Below are 19,531 nucleotides of genomic sequence, written 5' to 3'. Positions count from 1 at the left end.
CTGCCGGCGGCGCTAGGGACGGCGGCCGCAGAGCATTTCACGTTTTCCCGCAAAGCCGGGCCGGCGCTCCACAGCGAAGCCGGCGGCGACGAGGTTGCGCCGGACGAAGCCGGCGGCGGCGTAAGTGGCGAAGGTGCCGTCCGACCGGGTATGCGCGAATACCTGCGCCATCAGTTCGGCCGACCACATGTCGGGATTGCGGGATGGCGCGAAGCCGTCGAGGTACCAGGCGTCAAAGACAAGGCCGCTGGTCGTAAGCCGTTCCAGCGCCGGGCCGCAGACGACGGTCAGTCGCGTCTGTTCGTCGAGGCGGAGCGTGATCGTGTCCCGGCTTGCCGCGTCCTTTGGCCAATGCGCGGTCAGCGTCTGCCGTTGCGCATCGATTTCGGGCCAGTGCGCAAGCGCCCGGTCGATTGCGTCGCGCGAGAGCGGAAAGCGCTCGAAGGAGACGAAATGCAGGCTGCTATCGGCGGGGCGCGCCGCGCGCCATTGGCGCCATGTCTCACAGAGGTTCAGGCCGGTGCCGAAGCCGAGCTCGCCAATGGCGAAATCGCCGCCCGGCGTCCAGCGTCCGGGCAGGCCGTTGCCGCCGAGGAACACGTGGCCGCACTCCAGCCGACCGTCCGCACGGCAATAAAAGTGGTCGCCAAACGCCTGGGAGTAGGGCATATCGCCCTCATGCCAGTCGAGGGTCAAGCCGCTCGCCGCGGAGGCGTTTTCAGGAGCATCGTCAGCCATGCCGCCAGTCGATAAGCGCACGACGCCCGCCGGTCAACCGGCGCCGGACGTGCTGGTCGTCGGGGCCGGGGTCATGGGCCTGTGGGCGGCGCTGATGGCGGGCCGCGCCGGGTTGTCGGTGCTCGTCGTGGAACGGCGCGGGATCGGCGCCGGCGCCAGCGGCGGCCTGCTGGGCGCCCTGATGCCGCATCTGCCGGATCGCTGGAACGCCAAGAAGCAGTTCCAGCTCAAGGCGCTCGTTTCGCTCGAGGCGGAGATCGCCGGTCTCGAGGCGGCGACAGGGCTGTCCGCCGGGTACCGGCGAACGGGGCGGCTGATCCCGCTGGCCGCCGCCCATCACCGCGAGCGCGCCCTGCAGCACAGCCGCGACGCCATGGACGCCTGGAACACGAATAGCAGGACTTTCCATTACCAGGTGCAGGATGCCGCCACCATTCCGGATTGGCCGGCGGCGGAGACGGCAGCGGCGGGTGTCGTGTTCGACAGTCTCGCTGCCCGGGTCTCGCCGCGAGGTCTGCTGCAAGCACTTCGTGCCGCTCTGGAGGCCACGCCGCGGGTGCAGCTGCTTGAAGGCGTCGAGGTCGTCGCCATCGAACCCGAAGCCTGCACCGCCGGCCTGGCCGATGGCGGGCAGATCGCGTTCGGGCATGTCATCGTCGCCGCGGGGACCAGCAGCTTCGAACTGCTCGCCGCGCTTGAGCCGTCGCTGCCAGGGTCGCTCGGTTCTGCCGTAAAGGGACAGGCGGCGCTGTTCCGGGGCGACATCGACCCGACTCTGCCGGTGCTTTTCGACCGCGGCATCTATGTGGTTCCGCATGAGGGTGGATACTGTGCCGTCGGCAGCACCAGCGAGAACAGCTTCGACGATCCTGTTTCGACCGATGCCCGGCTCGACGAGGTGATCGCGTCTGCCTGCCGGCTTGCGCCGGTCCTCAAGCGTGCCGCGCTGGTCGAGCGTTGGGCCGGATTGCGTCCGAAGGCGGTCGGGCGCGATCCGATGGCCGGCCGCCACCCGGACTTCCCCGCGGTCAGCCTGATGACCGGCGGCTTCAAGGTCAGCTTCGGCATCGCGCACGAACTGGCCCGCGCCGTGGTCGCGGAAATGGAAAGCGGCAGCCCTTGCAAGCTGCCGCCATCCTTCACCGTCGACGCGCATCTGGAGGCTGCGCGCCGCCAAAGGCCTCAGGATCACATCCAGTAGGGTGGCACCCCGTAATAGTCGTGAATGAGTTCGCCGTTGCGGCGGTTCCACTCGTACTCGGCGTCGCTCCCATAGTGCGGGGCGGCTTCGACCTGTTCCCTGGTCACGTCGATCCGGTAGCCTCCAAGCCCCTCGTCATAGTTCAGCTTCCCCCACGGCAAGGGATAATGGTCGTGGCCAATGCCGAGGAAGCCGCCGAAGCTGAGCACGGCGTAGGAAACCTGACCGCTTCGCTTGTCCAGGATCAGCCGCTCGACCGAGCCGATGTGCTTGCCATCGATGCCGTAGACGGCGGTGCCTTCGACCTTGTCGCTGGCGATGAGCGCGTCGGTTTCGTGGATGTTTGCATCCTGTGAGATCATGGCGGTTGCTCCTTCTGCTGTCGGAAGCGGAACGTGTGTTGCCGACCATTGTTCCGCCCCAGCCTCGCCCAAGGCATGGTCCGCAGGGGGAAACGCAACCGGATTCCGCCTCGACTTTCCGGCGGCTGATGCTACCGTTCGGCCGAACATCAAAGGGTGAATCATGTCCGGAGAAGTCTATCCGCGCGATCTCGTCGGCTACGGCCGCACGCCGCCGAACCCGCTGTGGCCGGGGGATGCGCGCATCGCCGTGCAGTTCGTGGTCAATTATGAAGAGGGCGGCGAAAGCTGCGTGCTCGACGGCGACCCGGCTTCCGAATGCCTGCTGTCGGAGATCGTCGGCGCGCAGGCCTGGCCGGGGCAGCGCAACCTCAACATGGAATCGATCTACGAATACGGCTCGCGCGCCGGCTTCTGGCGGCTTTGGCGGCTGTTCACCGGCCGCAACGTGCCGGTCACCGTCTACGGCGTGACGCTTGCGATGGCGCGCAACCTGGAAGCCGTGGCAGCGATGAAGGAGGCCGGCTGGGAAATCGCCAGCCACGGCTACCGCTGGCTGGAATACAAGGACGTGCCGGAAGAGGTCGAGCGCCAGCACATCCGCGACGCCGTGCGGCTCCACACCGAACTGACCGGATCGCATCCGCTCGGCATGTACCAGGGCAAGCCGTCGGACAACACGCTGCGGCTGGTGATGGAGGAGGGCGGCTTCGTCTATTCCTCCGATTCCTATGCCGACGATCTGCCCTATTGGGTGACGGGGCTGAAGGACGAGCCGTTCCTGATCATCCCCTATACGCTCGAAACAAACGACATGCGTTTCGCCACCCCGCAGGGCTTCAACTCCGGAGACCAGTTCTTCGCCTACCTGAAGGACGCGTTCGACGTCCTCTATCAGGAAGGCAGCGAAGGCAGCCCCAAGATGCTGAATATCGGCCTCCACTGCCGGCTCGTCGGCCGCCCGGGGCGCATCGCGTCGCTTGCCCGATTCGTCGACTACGTGCTGGCGCATGAAAAGGTCTGGGTGCCGCGGCGCATCGACATCGCCCGCCACTGGCATGAGCACCACAAACCCAAGGCAGGTGAGTTTTGATGACGCGTGACGATTTCATCATCCGATTCGGCGGTGTCTTCGAGCATTCGCCCTGGATTGCGGAGCGGGCTTTCGACGCGGGCGCGATCATCGAGCCGCTGACGGCTTCCGCCGTCCATGCAGCCATGACGGCCCAGTTCCAGGCAGCCTCGCCGGAAGAACAGCTTGGCGTCCTGCGCGCCCATCCCGACCTTGCCGGCCGGCTTGCGATCGCCGGCGAATTGACCGAGGACAGCCGCAAGGAACAGGCCGGCGCCGGGCTCGACCGGCTTAGCCCGGTGGAGCACGCCCGATTCACTGCGCTCAACACGGCTTATGTGGAAAAATTCGGCTTTCCCTTCATCATCGCGGTGAAGGGGCTGACGAAAGACGACATCCTTGCCGCCTTCGAGGTGCGCGTCGGCAACAGTCGCGAGCAGGAGTTCGAAACGGCAAAGGCGCAGGTGGAGAAGATCGCGCATCTGCGGCTTGCAGCATTGCTGCCCGGAGAAGCGGCGACTGGCGCCGCCCTCCCGGTTCGGGCCCTCACCAAGGAGGCCTTCGCCCCGTTCGGCACGGTCATCGAAGCCGACCCGTCGACGATGCGCTACATCAATGGCGGCACCACCGAGCGCTACCATGCCTTGGCCGAGGTAGAGGTGGCGGGCGAGGACGCGCGCGTCATCATCAATCTCTTCCGCGGCAGCCCGCGTGCGTTTCCCTACGCCATCGACATGATGGAGCGTCATCCGCTCGGCAGCCAGAGCTTTTCGCCGATCGACGACCGGCCCTGGCTGGTGATCGTCGCCGAGGATGAAGGCGGTCGGCCGGGGAGGCCGCAGGTGTTTCTTGCATCCGGCCGGCAGGGCGTGAACTATCGCCGCAACGTCTGGCACCATCCGCTGATGGCCGTCGGCGCCGCGAGTGACTTCATCGTCGTCGATAGAAGCACTTCGAGCGAGAATCTCGAGGAGCATTTTTACGATCGGCCGTACGTCATCGAGCAGCCGGCCGTGACCGAATGAAGGCGACAAGTCTGCGCCGGCCAAGGCAGGAGGCAGGGTGGGTCTACAAGTTCCAGACACAGGGCAACCGCCAGATGCGATCGCCTCCAATGCCGCTTTCACTGCTGATGCCGCGCGCTCAAAGCCCGGCCTTCATCGCCTTACCCGCGACATAGGTCTCGCGTACCGCACGGTCGTCGCCGAGCGTCTGCAGGAGGAACAGTTCGTCGGCCAGCGAGCGGACGATCTCCATCCTGAGCGCCATCGCCGGGGTAACAGCCGCGTCGAGTACGACGAGGTCGGCGTCGGTGCCGGGCTCCAGCGTGCCGATCCGGTCGGCGAGCGACACCGCTTCGGCGTTGCCGAGCGTCATGTGGTAGAAGCTCTCGAAGGGGTTCAGCCGTTCGCCGAGCAACTGCTGGATCTTGTAGGTCTCGTCCAGCGTCTTCAGCATCGAATAGCTTGTGCCGCCGCCGACATCGGTGGCAATGCCGATGCGCACCGGCTTGTCGCGGCGCACGAGCGATTTCAGCGGAAACAGGCCGGAGCCGAGGAAAAGGTTCGAGGTCGGGCAGTGCACGGCGACCGCGCCCGCCTCGCTCATCGCATCCGCCTCGCGCTCGGAGAGATGGATGCAGTGGCCGAACAGGCTCTTGGGGCCAAGCAGGCCATAGCGAGCATAGACGTCGGTGTAGTCGATCGCGTCGGGATAGAGTTCGGCGGTGTAGCGGATCTCCTCGTCGTTCTCCGACAGGTGGGTCTGGATGTGGAGGTCGGGAAATTCACGCGCCAGCAGCGCCGTCGCCTCCATCTGCGCCGGCGTCGAGGTGATGGCGAAGCGCGGGGTGATGGCGACATGGTTGCGGCCCCTGCCGTGCCATTCCTCGATCACAGCGCGGGTCTCGCCGTACCCCATCTCAGGCGTATCGAGCAGCCCTTGTGGCGCGTTGCGGTCCATCATCACCTTGCCGCCGATCATGCACATGTTCCGCCGCAGCGCCTCGGCGAAATAGGCGTCGGCCGAGGCCTTGTGCACGGAGCAGTAGGCCGCCGCCGTGGTCGTGCCGTGGCGGATCATCTCGTCGTAGAAATGGCGGGCGATGCGGGCGGCATGCGGCGGCTCGACGAAGCGGCACTCCTCCGGAAAGGTGTAGGTGTGCAGCCATTCCAGCAGGTTGGCGGCATAGGCGCCGATCACCTGCATCTGCGGGAAATGCACGTGCGTGTCGATGAAACCCGGCAGGATCAGGTGTGGCCGATGGTCGATCTCCTCGGCGTCGGCGGGGGCGTTGCGCCGGACCTCGGCATAATCGCCGATGGCGGCGATCTTGCCGTCCTCGATCAGCAGGCCGCCGTCGCTTTCGTAGCGATAGCTGCCGGTGTCGTCGATGCCTTCGGGCCTGCGAACGAAGCTGAGCAGGCGCCCGCGCAGCAGAGTGGCCGTCATCGTGTCTGTTCTCCGGAGACCGCGCTCTCGTACCAGGCGGTCAACAACTGGCGTTCCTCCGGCGTCACGCCGGTGAGGTTGCCGGGGGGCATGGCATGGCTGCGGCCGGCCTGCAAATAGATTTCGCGTGCCATGGTGGCGATCGCCGCATCGCTGTCGAGGATCACGCCTTTGGGCGCGGCCTGCAAGCCCTCCCAGGCGGGCTCTGCCGCATGGCACATGCTGCAGCGGCTGGCGACCACGTCGCGGGCGGCGGGGAAATGGGCATCGGACGCGAACTTCTCGAAAACCGGGGCGGGGGCGGCGGCCTGGGCCGTCTCGCCGGTGAGGACTTTCGGCACCGTCGACAGCCAGATGATGACGATGAAGAGCAGCGCCGTGGCAAGCCAGGTCCAGGTCGGCCGACCTTTTCGGGCGTGGGTGGTGTTGAACCAGTGCCGGATGGTGACGCCCATCAGGAAGACCAGCGCCGCGATGATCCAGTTGAAGGCCGTGGCAAAGGCGAGCGGATAGTGGTTCGACAGCATGAAGAAGATGACGGGCAGCGTCAGGTAGTTGTTGTGCAGCGAGCGCTGCTTGGCGATGACGCCGTATTTCGGGTCGGGCGTGCGGCCGGCGATCAGGTCGGCAACGACGATCTTCTGGTTCGGGATGATGATGAAGAAGACGTTGGCCGACATGATGGTGGCGGTGAACGCGCCGAGATGCAGGAAGGCGGCGCGGCCGGTGAAGACCTGCGTGTAGCCCCAGGCCATTGCGACCAGCAGGATGTAGAGCAGGACCATCAGCCCCCAGGTGTTCTTGCCGAGCGGCGACTTGCAGAGCAGGTCGTAGACAATCCAGCCGAAGGCCAGCGAGGCAAGCGAGATGGCGATGGCCACCGGTGCGGACACGTCGAGCACGTGGCGATCGATCAGGAACAGTTCGGCGCCGCCGTAATAGACCAGACAGAGCATGGCGAAGCCGGAAAGCCAGGTGACGTAGCTTTCCCATTTGAACCAGGTCAGATGCTCCGGCATGGTGGCCGGCGCCACCAGGTACTTCTGGATGTGGTAGAAACCGCCGCCGTGAACCTGCCATTCCTCGCCGTAGGCGCCGACGGGGAGGTGGGGGCGCTGCACGAGGCCGAGATCGAGGGCGATGAAGTAGAAGGACGAACCGATCCAGGCGATCGCCGTGACCACGTGCAGCCAGCGGACGGCAAAGGCGATCCACTCCCAGGCGATGGCGTATTCATACATGCGTTGCCCCTCTCAATGCTCGTTGCGGGCACTGTGCGAAAAAATCCGAGGCGAGGGAAGGGGAACAGTTGCGGGTTCCACCGTTGTCACGTCAATCGACGTAGGTCGGAACTTCGGACCGCAGCCAGTTGCGAAACAGCTTGATCTTCGGAACGTTGCGCCGGCTCTCCGGATAGACGAGCCAGTAGGCCTTGCCGTCGCTGCAGGCGATGTCGAACGGTCGATAGAGGCGGCCGAGCGCGATGTCGGTGGCATAGAATTCCGGGTTCAGCATCGCCACGCCGTGGCCGGCCATGACCGTGTCAGCCTCCAGCGTCTGCGTCCCCAGATAGGTGTGGGGCCGATCGCCGAGATCGACACCGGGAACACCGGCTTCGGCGAACCACTGGCCCCACCAGGGATCGGTGGGATCGAAGATCGGCAGCTTCAGCAGGTCCTCCGGCTCGTGGATGCCGCCGACGCTTTCGGCAAGTTTGGGGCTGAGCATCGGCGTGAAGGTCAGTTCCATCATCCGGTGCCTGGCGAGCCCCGGCCAGTTGCCGTCGCCATAGCGGAGCGCGACATCTACGGCTTCGCGGGAAAAGTCGACCAGATGCTGCTCGGTTAGAAGGCGGACGGCGACCGTCGGGTTCTGCAGGTGGAAGGAGCCCAGATGCGGCGCCAGCCATTTCGAGGAAAAGGTGTAGGTCGAACTGATCACCAGCGTGCCTTCGGTATCCTCGAGCACTGAGGCGAAGGCATCGCCGAGGATGGCGAACGCCTCGGCGACCTTCGGCGCGAGGCGTTGACCGGTTTCCGTCAGCACGATCTGGCGCGGACGGCGCAGGAACAGCGGCTCGCCGAGCAGATCCTCCAGCAGCTTGATCTGGTAGCTGACGGCCGTCTGCGTCATGCCGAGGTCCTCGCCGGCGCGGGTGAAGCTGCCGTGTCGGGCGGCGGCGTCGAAGACGCGCATGGCGTTGAGCGGGAATTGGCGCGCCAGTTTCATGGATAAGCTCTCTTGATGCATGCAGCCGGAGGTTCGATTGGAATTGCAGCACTCCGGGCGGCAAGCTGCAAGCAGATTCAACGATCCGCCATGAGGTGTCATTATGGCTTGCCAGGACATGGACTACGAGCGCCGGACCGCCGCCAGGCCGTTCGATCGGTTGGTGCGCACGATCGTCGACGCGCTGCTGCCGGCACTGCGGCAACGGGCGGCGCCGCTCGACGTCGACGCATTGCCCGATCACCTGAAGCGCGACCTGGGATTTCTCGACGGCCGTTCCAGCTATTGCGGGCGGGACTACTGAGGTGAGCGCCGCGGCTCTCGTTTTTTACGTCAGGAGCCGCCGCACCTTCCGGGGTAAGGGTCAGCCAACTCGGTCATTGCGCCGCCACCGACAGGATCTAGTGTAGCAATGTTGGCCGTCCGACGGTTGCCTCGCTTCTTCCCTCTACTGCGCCGTCCAGCCGCCATCGATGGAAATGTGGGTGCCGGTGATCGAGCGCGCCGCATCGCTGGCCAGATACTGCGCTGCGGCGGCGATTTCCTCCACGGCGACGAATTCCCTGGTGGGCTGGAACTTCAGCATCACGTCCGATTTCACCTGCGCCTCGCTGATGCCGCGGGCGCGCGCCGTGTCGGGGATCTGCTTTTCCACCAGCGGCGTCAGCACATAGCCGGGGCAGATGGCGTTCACGGTAATGCCGCTCTCGGCCACCTCCAGCGCCACCGCCTTGGTAAGTCCCATGATGCCATGCTTCGCCGCGACATAGGCTGATTTGAAGGGGGAGGCGACGAGACCGTGCGCCGAAGCGATGTTGATGATGCGCCCCCAGCCCTTGGCCTTCATGCCGGGGATGACGGCGCGGATCGTGTGGAACGAACTAGAGAGATTGATCGCGATGATCTGGTCCCATTTCTCGACCGGGAAATCCTCGATCTTCTCGACGTGCTGAATGCCGGCATTGTTGACGAGAATGTCGACGCCGCCGAACTCGGCGGCCGCGGTGGCGATCATGTCGGCGATCTCGGCCGGCCGGCTCATGTCGGCGGGGTGGTAGATCACCCTGCCGCCGCCGAGTTCCTCCAGGTGCCTGCGGATTTCCTCCACTTCGGTGAGGTTGCCGAGGCCGTTGATGACGACGTTGGCACCGCTGCCGGCGAACGCCGTGGCAATGGCCAGGCCGATGCCGCTGGTGGAGCCGGTGACGACGGCTGTCTTCATGTCAGTTCTCCCATTCCGATCCGGCGGTGCGTGCCGGCCACCCGGGTCGCGTGGTGGCAGCCTAAGCGGAAAGCTCGGCCGGTGGCAATTGGGTTTTCAGCATCGCGCCTCTGGCGCGGCGCGGCCGCGATTTGCGGTTTATTTTCTTTTGACATTCGTTTTTATGGCGTATTGAAGATTCCGAAGGGGCAGGGGAGCGCCCCGGCGAAGCTGGGAGGGTCTTATGGGCGGCTACATTCTCGCCATCGATCAGGGCACGACGTCGAGCCGTGCGATCGTCTTCGATAGCGGGCAGCGGGTGGTGGGCGTCGGCCAGCGCGAGTTTCCGCAGCTGTTTCCGCGCTCGGGCTGGGTCGAGCACAATCCCGAAGATATCTGGGAAAGCGTGATCTGGTCCGCCCGCGTCGCGCTCGAGAATGCCGGTATCGCAGCGTCCGAGCTCGCCGGCATCGGTATCACCAACCAGCGCGAGACCGTCGTCGTCTGGGAACGGGAAACCGGCCGGCCGATCCACAACGCCATCGTCTGGCAGGACCGGCGCACGGCGAGCCGGTGCGACGAGTTGAAGAGCCGCGGTCTTGAAGAGACTTTCACGGTGAAGACCGGTCTCCTGCTTGACCCGTATTTCTCCGGCACCAAGCTCGCCTGGCTCCTCGATAACGTGGAGGGCGCACGGGCGCGGGCGGCGCGCGGCGAACTGTGCTTCGGCACCGTCGATACCTTCCTGATCTGGCGGCTGACCGGCGGCCGGTCGTTCAAGACCGACGCGACCAATGCCAGCCGCACCCTGCTGTTCGACATCGCCCGCAACGCCTGGGACGACGAACTGCTCGAAATCCTCGACGTGCCGCGGGCGATGCTGCCGGAGGTGCTCGATTGCGCAGCCGATTTTGGCATGACTGAAAGGGAACATCTCGGCGCAGAAGTGCCGATCCTCGGCGTCGCCGGCGACCAACAGGCGGCGACCATTGGCCAGGCCTGCTTCGACCCCGGAATGATGAAATCGACCTATGGTACTGGTTGCTTTGCGCTTTTGAACACCGGCGCGGACATGGTGCGCTCGAACAACCGGCTGCTGACGACGATTGCCTACCGGCTGGACGGCAAGACGACCTATGCGCTCGAGGGCTCGATCTTCATCGCCGGGGCGGCCGTGCAGTGGCTGCGCGACGGGCTGAAGATCATCGGTGCCGCCAGCGAGGCGAGCGAGCTCGCAGCCAAGGCTGACCCGAACCAGCAGGTCTATCTGGTGCCGGCCTTCACCGGGCTCGGCGCCCCGCACTGGGATCCGGACGCGCGGGCGGCGATCTACGGAATGACCCGCGGCACGGGACCGGCCGAGTTCGCCCGCGCCGCGCTTGAGGCCGTCTGCTACCAGACCCGCGACCTGCTCGACGCTATGCGCGGCGACTGGACGAACGGCACCAGCGAAACGGTGCTCCGGGTCGACGGCGGCATGGTCGTCTCGGACTGGACGATGCAGCGCCTTGCCGACATTCTCGATGCCCCCGTCGACCGGCCGACCATCCTTGAGACGACGGCGCTGGGGGCTGCCTGGCTCGCCGGTCACCGCGCCGGCGTCTGGCCGGACAGGGCGGGCATCGCCGGCTCCTGGGCCCGCGACCGGCGCTTCGAGCCGCAGATGGACCAGACAACCCGGGCCGCGAAGGTCGCGGGCTGGAAGGACGCAGTGCGGCGGACGCTGAGCGGAGGGTAGGGGGCGAAGTTACCCCCTGCCTCAGGAAGACTGATCAGCAATTCAGCAGTTGAAGCAGACAGCAGATGTCGACCGATTGGTGCACGTTTGCCTGAGCAGAAGTGAACGTGGCCTGACGGACCGCACCGGCGGCTCTTCTTGACCTCGCTTCCAAATGCTATGCGTCGACCATGCTCCCGTCCCCGACCCTTGCTGCCGGCCGATCCTGCGGAACCTGCACGCTCTGTTGCCGGCTACCCGATATCGATTTCTTCGATAAACCGGCGAATGCCTGGTGCCGGCATTGTATCGAGGGCAAAGGCTGTTCGATCTATGCGGATCGGCCGTCGGTCTGCCGGGATTTTCTCTGTCTCTGGATGACGGATGAAGGGCTCGGGGAAGGTTGGGAGCCGTCCCGCTCGCACATGATGATCTACCGGCAGGGGCCTCAGATCACGGTGCTTGTCGATCCTGATCATCCAGACATCTGGCGGAGCGAGCCGTACCACACGCAATTGCGGGCGTGGGCCGATGAGGCGGAGCTCGATGGCGGCTATGTCATCGTTTTCTGGCAGGACGACGTGTTCAAGATCTGATCCCGCAGTGCCTTCTCTCAAGAATTGAAAATAATCCGGTGCACCCCGTCGGCATCGGCGCTACTCCTACGTCTTTCCATAGACAGGAGTGACCGATGCTTTATGCCGTGCTTTGCTACAATTCCGAGGAAGCCGTCGCCGCCTGGAGCCGTGAGGAGGAGGACAAGGTGATGTCCGATCTCGCGGCGGTCGAGAAGAAATATGCCGCCGCCGGCAAGCTCGGCCCGGTGGCGCGGCTGATGCCGACGACGGCGGCGACGACGCTGCGCAAGGCGGCCGGCGACAGCCTGGTGATCGACGGTCCCTTCGCCGAGACGAAGGAGCAGTTCCTCGGCTTCTTCCTCATCGACATTGAGACGCTCGACGAGGCGATCGTGTTCGCCAAGGAACTCGCCGTCGCGAACCCGGGCGTCGGAGCCTACGAGATCCGGCCGCTGCGTGTCTTCAAACCCGGTGGACCATTGGAGCCGATGTGAGCGAACTTGCCTGGATTGATCTGGCCCTGAGTTCAGCCCGCCCGCAGGCGATGGGGGCGCTGCTTCGCTACTTCCGCGACCTCGATCTGGCCGAGGAGGCGTTCCAGGAGGCCTGCCTGCGGGCGGTAAAGACCTGGCCCGACAAGGGGCCGCCGCGCGATGCCGTCGCCTGGCTGATCTTCGTCGGCCGCAACAGCGGCATCGACCACCTGCGCAAGCGCGCCAGGCAGCAGCCGCTGCCGCCCGAGGAGATGCTTTCGGACCTCGACGACGTCGAAGGCGATCTCGCCGAGCGGCTGGACGGCTCGCACTATCGCGACGACATCCTGCGGCTGATGTTCGTGTGCTGCCATCCGGACCTGCCGGCGACACAGCAGATCGCCCTGGCGCTCAGGATCGTCTCCGGCCTCTCGGTGCGCCAGATCGGCCGCGCCTTCCTCGTCTCGGAGGCGGCGATGGAGCAGCGCATCACCCGGGCAAAGGCGAAGATCGCCGCCGCCGGCCTGCCGTTTGAGACGCCGGACGCCGTCTCGCGCGCCGAACGGCTCGGCGTCGTCGCCGCGATGATCTATCTCGTCTTCAACGAGGGCTATTCGGCGGGCGAGCCGCAGCGGGCGGAGGCGCCGTTCTGCGCCGAGGCGATCCGGCTGGCGCGGCTGCTGCTGCGGCTCTTCCCCTCCGAGCCGGAGATCATGGGCCTGACCGCGCTGCTTCTGCTGCAGCATTCCCGCCTGCAGGCGCGGTTCGATGCCGATGGCCAGATCGTGCTGCTGGAGGACCAGGACCGCAGCCTGTGGGACCAGCGGATGATCCGCGAGGCGCTGGCGCTGATCGACAAGGCGCTCCGCCATCGTGCTCCGGGTCCCTACCAGATCCAGGCGGCAATCGCGGCGCTCCATGCCCGCGCCCCACAGGCCGAGGAAACGGACTGGGCCGAAATCGACCTGCTCTACCAGTCGCTCGAGCGGCTGCAGCCGTCGCCGGTTGTGACGCTGAACCGGGCCGTGGCGGTGTCGCGGCTGCAGGGACCGGAGGCAGCGCTGGCGCTGATCGAGCCGCTCGCCGAGCGCCTATCCGGCTATTTCTATTTCCACGGCCTGAAGGGCGGTTTGCTGAAGCAGCTTGGCCGGGCGCGCGAGGCCCATACCGCCTTCGAGCGGGCGATCACGCTTGCCACATCGCCGGCCGAAGCCGCCCACATCCGCCAGCATCTCGACAGCCTGGCGCGGGACATGGCGGCGGATGCCGGATAGCCAAAGGATTTTTCTGACCGATGTCGGGCTGGCGGCGCGCCGTCCGTCCTTGACGCGAAATGAGCCATTCAGCCACCCACGAGGAGAACGCACCATGGATACTTCCGCAGAGATCAGGCCCGCAGACGAGCGCGAGCTCGTGCTCACCCGCGTGCTGAACGCCACGCCCGCCCAGCTCTTCAAGGCCTGGACGACGCCGGAGCTCATGACGCAGTGGTTTGCGCCGAAGCCCTACGAGACGCCGGTGATCGAGATTGAAGCGTGGGACGGCGGCAAGTTCCGCTCCGTCATGCGTGGACCCAACGATTTCCACATGGATTCGACCGGCATGCTGCTCAAGGTCGAAAAGGACAGGCGCATCATTTTCACCGATGCGTTTGGTCCCGACTGGAAGCCGACCGAAAAGGCCTTCTTCTCCGCCGAGATCATCTTCGACGACCTCGGCGATGGCCGGACCCGCTACACCGCCATCGCCCGCCACTGGAACGTCGAGGACTGCCAGGCGCACGAGAAGATGGGCTTCCATGAGGGTTGGGGGAAGGTGGCCGAACAATTGGAGGAGGTGGCCTCGAAGCTGTGACGGTCGCGGGATTGCAGTCTGCCTGACATTGTAGGAATGTTGCTACAAATAGAGGGCGCGGGATGACGACGATGTCGAGCCGCGAGTTCAACCAGGATACCGGCCGGGCCAAGAAGGCAGCGGAGAAAGGGCCGGTGTTCATAACGGATCGCGGCCGGCCGGCCCATGTCCTGTTGTCGATCGAGGATTACAACCGGCTGTCCAGCCGACGGTTGAGCATTGCCGATCTGCTGGACATGCCGGGGGAGAGGAGATCGCCTTCGAGCCTCCCAAGCTCGGCGACGCTGGGATAAGACCGGCGGACTTCGACTGATGTATCTATTGGACACCAACGTCGTCTCGGAATTGCGAAAGAGAGCATCCGGCCGAGCGAATGCTGGCGTTCTGCGTTGGGCGGAGTCGGTTATACCGGAGCTTCTGTACCTTACCGTCGTCTCCACGCTCGAACTAGAGATGGGGATGCTGCAGATGGAACGACGCGATCAAAGGCAGGGCGAGGCGCTGCGCAACTGGTACAGAACTGCGGTCCTTCCGGCATTCGACGGACGGATCATGCCTGTGGATTCACAGGTGGCCAGCGAGTGCGCCCGCTTCCAGGTTCCCGATCCCCGACCCTTTCGGGACAGTCTCATCGCCGCCACGGCGTCGGTGCACCAATTCGTCCTGGTGACGCGAAACCTGCGTGACTTCAGGGAGATGGATATCGAATTGCTTGATCCATGGACAGACTGAAGGTCGCCATCCTGCGGGGCAGGAACCTGCTTCCAGATGCCAGCGCGTGTTGCATGTAGACGACGTTTTGGTTCGACTTCGGGCATTCTGCGTTTGCCCAGTATCGGTTGCGAGATCAAAAACGCATTGTTTCCACTCCCGCCCTTTCCAGGTCCGCTCGCCGCCCATATCTGTAGGCGGAATAGACAATCTGGAACGCACCCATGGAACTTGGCCTTCACACCTTCGCCGACGTCGATCCCGCAGCCGCCGACAGGGGCAAGGAGGGCGAGCGCCGATTGAAGCAGCTTATCGAGGAAATCGAGCTTGCCGATCAGGTCGGGCTCGACGTCTTCGGGGTCGGCGAACACCACCGGCCGGACTATGCGGCCTCGGCGCCGCCCGTCATTCTCGCGGCCGCCGCGGCGCGGACGAAGAACATCCGTCTTTCCAGCGCCGTCACGGTGCTGTCCTCCGACGACCCGGTTCGCGTCTTCCAGCAGTTTTCGACCCTCGACCTGCTGTCGCACGGACGGGCGGAGATCATGGCCGGCCGCGGCTCCTTCATCGAATCCTTTCCGCTGTTCGGCTACAACCTCGATGATTACGACCAGCTGTTCGAGGAGAAGCTCGACCTGCTGCTGGCGCTCAACGAGAGCGAGAAGGTAACCTGGAGCGGGCAGTTGCGGCCGCCGATCCGCGGCCTCGGGGTCTATCCGCGGCCGTTGCACGGAAAGCTGCCGATCTGGATTGCCGTCGGCGGAACGCCGCAGTCGGTGGCGCGCGCCGGCGCCTACGGGCTGCCACTGGCGCTGGCGATCATCGGCGGCACGCCGGCCCGCTATGCGCCGCTGTTCGACCTTTATCGCGAGGCGGCGAGCCGGGCCAGGCAGGATGCCTCGAAGCTCAAGACGAGCATCAACGTGCACGGCTTTATCGCAGATACGTCCGAGGCGGCGGCCGACCAGTTCTACGGGCCGCAGTCGACGGTGATGAACCGGATCGGCGCCGAGCGCGGCTGGGGGCCGACCAGCCGGGCGCAGTTCGATCTCGCGACCGGGCCGGAGGGACATCTGTTCCTCGGGGATCCCGAGACCGTGGCGAACAAGATCGTCGCCCACCACAAGATCTTCCGCAACGACCGCTTCGTGCTGCAGATGGCGATCGGGCTGATGCCGCACGACCAGATCATGCGCGGGATCGAGCTTTACGGCACGAAGGTGGCGCCGCTGGTGCGCAAGGCGCTGGCCGAACAACAGGCCGGCGAGACCGCCGGCTGAACAGTTGGAGCTTGCCGGCGGCCATGTTAAGGAACCGGCCGAAAGCGAGACGACATGACCCTGAACAACGATGATGACCTGCGCGGCATGCAGGCGATTGGACGCCTGTGCGGCAATGTCCTGCAGCACATGGGCGCCTCCATCCGCCCCGGCATGACGACGGCGGAGCTCGACCTGATCGGCCGGCGGATGCTGGAGGAGGCCGGCGCCCGCTCGGCTCCTGAAACCTGCTACGAGTTTCCCGGCGCGACCTGCATCAGCGTCAACGAGGAGGTTGCCCACGGTATTCCGGGCGATCGCGTCATCGCCGAGGGTGACCTCGTCAACATCGACGTCTCCGCCGAACTGGACGGGTTCTTCGCCGATACCGGCGCTTCCTTCGCCGTCGGCCGCGTGGCCCCGAACCTCGACCGGCTCTGCCGTGACGGCAAGCGCGCCATGTGGGTGGGGCTGAAGGAAGTGAAGGCGGGCCGGCCGCTGTCGGCGATCGGCAACGCGATCGGCGCCTTTGCCAGGAAGCACCGCTATACGCTGGTCAGCAACCTGGCGAGTCACGGCGTCGGCCGCTCGCTGCATGAGGAACCCTCGGAAATCGCCACCTGGCCCGATCGCCACGAGAAGCGGACGATGACGGACGGTCTCGTCTTCACCGTCGAGCCGTTCTTGTCGCTTGGCGCGCAGTGGGCCGAAAACGGTGACGACGATTGGACCCTCTACAGCGATCCGCGGGCGCCGACCGTACAATTCGAGCACACGGTGGTCGCCACGAAGAACGGGCCGCTGATCCTGACCCTGCCGGGCTGATGCCTGTCTTCCGGAAGCGCGAGGGCTGTTTCGAGATATTTATTGTATAACAAGCGCTTAAAGCGACGTGTTGATCCTATTGACGCGATTTTCTCCAGCGCATTTCCGGTTCGATTCACGGAGCTGCTCTAACGCTTTGTTTTTGTGCAATTCCCAATGGGAATTGGCAACGCTTCTGCCGGAACTGCTGCAGGCACCCGGTGCCTTCGCCATCGATCAAGAAAAAGCGGCGTTTCATCAGCATTAGTCGTTTGCCGGTTCGTGCTGCATTGCAATAGCGTGGCCTGATGCTGCACTCGAACCCGCCCGCCAGCCGCACCCTTCCCGTCGCGATCGCCGGGGCGATCACGCTCGCCGCCGTGATGGGCTTCGGCCGGTTCTTCTATACGCCCGTGCTGCCGGCGATGATGGCGGACCTCGGTCTCGACGCAGCCCAGGGCGGCCTGATCGCAGCCGGCAACTTCGCCGGCTACCTCGCCGGGGCCGTTTTGGCAGCCTATGGCTGGGCGGCGGGGCGCGAGCGGCGGCTGGCGCTGGCGGCGCTCGGCGCGAATGCCATCCTGCTTGCGGCAATGGGTCTTGCCAGCACCGTCCCCGCCTTCGTCATCATCCGCTTCCTGGCGGGCCTCGCCAGCGCCTTCGGCCTCGTCTTCACCTCCGGCATCGTGCTCTCCCATGGCCTCGCGGCGGGGGATGCGCGCGTCCAGGTCGTTCATTTCTCCGGCGTCGGCACGGGCATCGCGCTGTCCTCGCTGCTGGTGCTGGGACTTTCGCCGTTCGAAACGGCCGGTCTTGCGGCATGGCGGCTGGACTGGCTGGTCGCTGCCGCTTTCGCCGGTTTGGCGCTCGCGGCCGTCGCCCTGCTGCTGCCGCGTGGCGGAACCGGTGGTTCGGGGCGACCGGAGCCGCCCCTATCCTGGACCCGTCCGTTCATCGCTCTCACGGCGAGCTATGGCCTGTTTGGGATCGGCTATGTGGTCACCGCCACCTTCATCGTGGCGATCGTGCGCGAGGGCGGTGCCGCGCCCTGGCTCGAGGCGCTGACGTGGTTCGTGACCGGCGTGACGGCGGCGCTCTCGCTTGCCTTCTGGAAGGGGCCCGAGCGGCGACTGGGCCTGCTTGGAAGCTATCGCGCCGCGCTTGTGCTGGAGGCCATTGGCGTCGGCGCCACCGTGGTACTGCCGTCTCCCGCCTCGGTTCTGGTCGGTGGCGTGCTGCTCGGCGCGACCTTCATGGTGATCACCGCCTACGGCCTGCAGCTTGGTCGGGCGATGGCGCCGGAAAGTCCGCGCCGCGCCTTCGCGATCATGACCGCGGCCTTCGGGACCGGCCAGATTGTCGGACCGCTGGTGGCTGGCTGGCTCGCCACCCGCAGCGGAGGCTACGCGCTGCCGAGCCTGCTTGCGGCTGCCGTCCTGGGGCTCGCGGCACTGTCCACGTTGCCCGCGACCGGTGGCAGCTCGATTAAATCTCGGTAATGGAACGCCCCGGCGATTGTTGCGGTGGGTAAACTGCTCTAGTTTCCAGCCGAACCGGAGCGCGCCTGCCGTTCCCGCAAAGTGAGACGACTGCCTTGTTCCATTCCTTTTTTCCCCAGCCGAAAAAGTTCTTCCTCTCCGCGCTGCTGTGGGTCATCGCCGCGGTCCTGATCTGGTATTTCGCCGCGAAGGGTATCGGCGATTCCCTGGGATTTGGCGCGGCCGGCGAGCCTCCTGTCGGGGGCGCCTACTTCGTGACCGCCGACCAGATGTGGTTCAACCTGTACTTCCTGGTATGCGTGCTTTCGTTCGGCCTGTTCTGGAAGCTCTATGACGGCGCTCACCGCTGGTTCAACTGGTCGGTCTGGGGAAGTGCGCTGATCATCTTCCTGACCTACTTCGGCGTGCAGATCTCGCTTGCCGTCAACAATTGGCGGCGCCCCTTCTGGGATCTCGTACAGTCGGCGCTCGACCACAAGGCCGGGATCGAGGCGTGGGACTTCTACTATTTGCTGCTGAAGTTCTCCGAGATCGGCGCCATCGGCGTCACCACGGTCGTCATCACCCGCTTCTTCGCCAGCCACTACGTGTTCCGCTGGCGGACCGCGATGAACGAGTATTACACGTCGCGCTGGAACGAACTGCGCCACATCGAGGGCGCCTCGCAGCGTGTACAGGAAGACACGATGCGCTTCGCTCAGATCACCGAAGGGCTCGGTATCAGCCTGATCGATTCGGTGATGACGCTGATTGCGTTCCTGCCGCTGCTGTTCTCGCTGTCGCAATATGTGCCGGGGCTGCCCTTTATCGGCGAGGTACCGCATGCGCTGTTCTGGCTGGCGCTGTTCTGGTCCGTGTTCGGGACGGCCCTGCTGATGGTGGCGGGGATCAGGCTTCCGGGGCTGTACTTCCGCAACCAGCGCGTCGAGGCCGCCTACCGCAAGGAGCTCGTCTACGGCGAGGACAATATGGCCCGCGCCGAGCCCCAGACGCTGCGCGAGCTCTACGACAATGTCAGGGCCAACTATTTCCGGATGTACTTCAACTATCTGTACTTCAACGGCATCAGTGCGCTCTACAGCCAGGCCGACGCCATCTTCGTCTACTTCTTCCTGATCCCGACCTTCGTCGCCGGAACGATCACGTTTGGCCTTCTGCAGCAGATCCTGACCGCCTTTGGCCAGGTGTCCAACTCGTTCCAGTATCTCGTCAACCAGTGGTCCACGATCATCGAGCTCCAGTCGATCCAGAAGCGCCTGAAGGCGTTCGAGGCCGCGATCGAGGAGAAGCCGTTGCCGGACATCGACGAGCAGTTCATCGCCGCCGGCGGTGTGGAGGAGCTTGCCCGCTAGTCCCGGGCACGTGAAGGCGGATTGCGCTGT

General features: G+C 65.2%; 21 protein-coding genes and 1 pseudogene. 16 read left to right on the top strand and 6 right to left on the bottom strand.

The genetic code is table 11. The features are described 5' to 3' along the window. Positions 1-12: 12 nt before the first annotated feature. On the bottom strand, positions 13-738 hold the full coding sequence (mnmD, locus tag C7449_RS17075) for a tRNA (5-methylaminomethyl-2-thiouridine)(34)-methyltransferase MnmD (RefSeq protein ID WP_108004107.1): 726 nt from the start codon (positions 736-738) through the stop codon (positions 13-15). Between mnmD and C7449_RS17070 the strand changes: the two genes are divergently transcribed. Further along, positions 737-1,939 (top strand): NAD(P)/FAD-dependent oxidoreductase, encoded by a 1,203-nt coding sequence (locus C7449_RS17070; protein ID WP_108004106.1) that lies wholly within the window; start codon positions 737-739, stop codon positions 1,937-1,939. The two genes, mnmD and C7449_RS17070, sit on opposite strands and share 2 nt — an antisense overlap. Here C7449_RS17070 and C7449_RS17065 read toward each other — a convergent pair. Then, positions 1,927-2,301 carry a PRC-barrel domain-containing protein gene (locus tag C7449_RS17065; RefSeq protein WP_108004105.1) on the bottom strand — a complete coding sequence of 125 codons (375 nt, stop codon included), beginning with the start codon at positions 2,299-2,301 and terminating at the stop codon, positions 1,927-1,929. The two genes, C7449_RS17070 and C7449_RS17065, sit on opposite strands and share 13 nt — an antisense overlap. Before the next feature lie 163 nt (positions 2,302-2,464). On the opposite strand from C7449_RS17065, the gene puuE reads away from it, so the two are divergent. The 3 genes and pseudogenes from puuE to C7449_RS17055 all read left to right on the top strand — a co-directional run bounded on the left by puuE (position 2,465) and on the right by C7449_RS17055 (position 4,398). Further along, positions 2,465-3,394, top strand: coding sequence for an allantoinase PuuE (puuE, locus tag C7449_RS17060; protein WP_108004104.1), 930 nt, complete (start codon positions 2,465-2,467; stop codon positions 3,392-3,394). Next, positions 3,391-3,879, top strand: a pseudogene (uraD, locus tag C7449_RS21965) (2-oxo-4-hydroxy-4-carboxy-5-ureidoimidazoline decarboxylase); the annotation flags it as partial. The gene puuE and the pseudogene uraD, both read left to right, overlap by 4 nt. Further along, the gene (locus C7449_RS17055; RefSeq protein WP_108004242.1) at positions 3,874-4,398 is read left to right on the top strand and encodes an ureidoglycolate lyase; all 525 of its coding nucleotides are present in this window, start codon (positions 3,874-3,876) and stop codon (positions 4,396-4,398) included. The pseudogene uraD and the gene C7449_RS17055, both read left to right, overlap by 6 nt. A gap of 118 nt (positions 4,399-4,516) precedes the next feature. Here C7449_RS17055 and guaD read toward each other — a convergent pair whose 3' ends face one another. The 3 genes from guaD to C7449_RS17040 all read right to left on the bottom strand — a co-directional run bounded on the left by guaD (position 4,517) and on the right by C7449_RS17040 (position 8,053). After that, positions 4,517-5,824, bottom strand: coding sequence for a guanine deaminase (gene guaD, locus C7449_RS17050; protein WP_108004103.1), 1,308 nt, complete (start codon positions 5,822-5,824; stop codon positions 4,517-4,519). Continuing rightward, positions 5,821-7,065 (bottom strand): urate hydroxylase PuuD, encoded by a 1,245-nt coding sequence (gene puuD / locus C7449_RS17045; RefSeq protein ID WP_108004102.1) that lies wholly within the window; start codon positions 7,063-7,065, stop codon positions 5,821-5,823. Before puuD ends, guaD begins: the two co-directional genes overlap by 4 nt. Before the next feature lie 91 nt (positions 7,066-7,156). Further along, complete coding sequence (locus C7449_RS17040; RefSeq protein ID WP_108004101.1) at positions 7,157-8,053, bottom strand: LysR substrate-binding domain-containing protein; 897 nt, start codon at positions 8,051-8,053, stop codon at positions 7,157-7,159. 103 nt (positions 8,054-8,156) lie between these two features. On the opposite strand from C7449_RS17040, the gene C7449_RS17035 reads away from it, so the two are divergent. Continuing rightward, positions 8,157-8,357 (top strand): hypothetical protein, encoded by a 201-nt coding sequence (locus tag C7449_RS17035; RefSeq protein WP_245414428.1) that lies wholly within the window; start codon positions 8,157-8,159, stop codon positions 8,355-8,357. 144 nt (positions 8,358-8,501) lie between these two features. Here C7449_RS17035 and C7449_RS17030 read toward each other — a convergent pair whose 3' ends face one another. Continuing rightward, positions 8,502-9,275 carry a 3-hydroxybutyrate dehydrogenase gene (locus C7449_RS17030; protein WP_108004100.1) on the bottom strand — a complete coding sequence of 258 codons (774 nt, stop codon included), beginning with the start codon at positions 9,273-9,275 and terminating at the stop codon, positions 8,502-8,504. A 223-nt stretch (positions 9,276-9,498) separates the two neighbouring features. Here C7449_RS17030 and glpK point away from each other — a divergent pair, with 223 nt between their 5' ends. The 11 genes from glpK (at position 9,499) to sbmA (ending at position 19,501) form a co-directional block, all read left to right on the top strand. After that, a complete protein-coding gene (gene glpK / locus C7449_RS17025; protein ID WP_108004099.1) occupies positions 9,499-10,992 on the top strand; it encodes a glycerol kinase GlpK in 1,494 nt (497 codons plus the stop codon). A 356-nt stretch (positions 10,993-11,348) separates the two neighbouring features. Next, a complete protein-coding gene (locus C7449_RS22150; RefSeq protein WP_245414427.1) occupies positions 11,349-11,567 on the top strand; it encodes a hypothetical protein in 219 nt (72 codons plus the stop codon). Positions 11,568-11,662: 95 nt separating this feature from the next. Then, positions 11,663-12,043, top strand: a complete 381-nt coding sequence (locus C7449_RS17015; RefSeq protein ID WP_108004097.1) for a YciI family protein — start codon at positions 11,663-11,665, stop codon at positions 12,041-12,043. Beyond that, positions 12,040-13,296, top strand: coding sequence for an RNA polymerase sigma factor (locus C7449_RS17010; protein ID WP_108004096.1), 1,257 nt, complete (start codon positions 12,040-12,042; stop codon positions 13,294-13,296). Before C7449_RS17015 ends, C7449_RS17010 begins: the two co-directional genes overlap by 4 nt. Before the next feature lie 94 nt (positions 13,297-13,390). Further along, on the top strand, positions 13,391-13,876 hold the full coding sequence (locus C7449_RS17005) for an SRPBCC family protein (RefSeq protein ID WP_108004095.1): 486 nt from the start codon (positions 13,391-13,393) through the stop codon (positions 13,874-13,876). Between the two features lie 62 nt (positions 13,877-13,938). After that, positions 13,939-14,169 carry a type II toxin-antitoxin system Phd/YefM family antitoxin gene (locus C7449_RS17000; RefSeq protein WP_108004094.1) on the top strand — a complete coding sequence of 77 codons (231 nt, stop codon included), beginning with the start codon at positions 13,939-13,941 and terminating at the stop codon, positions 14,167-14,169. A 19-nt stretch (positions 14,170-14,188) separates the two neighbouring features. Then, positions 14,189-14,608, top strand: coding sequence for a type II toxin-antitoxin system VapC family toxin (locus C7449_RS16995; protein ID WP_108004093.1), 420 nt, complete (start codon positions 14,189-14,191; stop codon positions 14,606-14,608). A gap of 203 nt (positions 14,609-14,811) precedes the next feature. After that, positions 14,812-15,867, top strand: coding sequence for an LLM class flavin-dependent oxidoreductase (locus tag C7449_RS16990; protein ID WP_108004092.1), 1,056 nt, complete (start codon positions 14,812-14,814; stop codon positions 15,865-15,867). A 54-nt stretch (positions 15,868-15,921) separates the two neighbouring features. Next, the gene (gene map, locus C7449_RS16985; protein WP_108004091.1) at positions 15,922-16,671 is read left to right on the top strand and encodes a type I methionyl aminopeptidase; all 750 of its coding nucleotides are present in this window, start codon (positions 15,922-15,924) and stop codon (positions 16,669-16,671) included. Positions 16,672-16,958: 287 nt separating this feature from the next. Continuing rightward, positions 16,959-18,149 (top strand): YbfB/YjiJ family MFS transporter, encoded by a 1,191-nt coding sequence (locus C7449_RS16980; protein WP_108004090.1) that lies wholly within the window; start codon positions 16,959-16,961, stop codon positions 18,147-18,149. 95 nt (positions 18,150-18,244) lie between these two features. Beyond that, positions 18,245-19,501, top strand: a complete 1,257-nt coding sequence (gene sbmA / locus C7449_RS16975) for a peptide antibiotic transporter SbmA (protein WP_108004089.1) — start codon at positions 18,245-18,247, stop codon at positions 19,499-19,501. The last annotated feature ends 30 nt before the right edge of the window (positions 19,502-19,531 follow it).

Source organism: Mycoplana dimorpha, assembly GCF_003046475.1.
In the GTDB taxonomy this organism is placed as follows: Bacteria; Pseudomonadota; Alphaproteobacteria; order Rhizobiales; family Rhizobiaceae; genus Mycoplana; species Mycoplana dimorpha.
The sequence above is the reverse complement of the archived record's forward strand: the minus strand, read 5'-3'. Positions and strand labels throughout refer to the sequence as shown.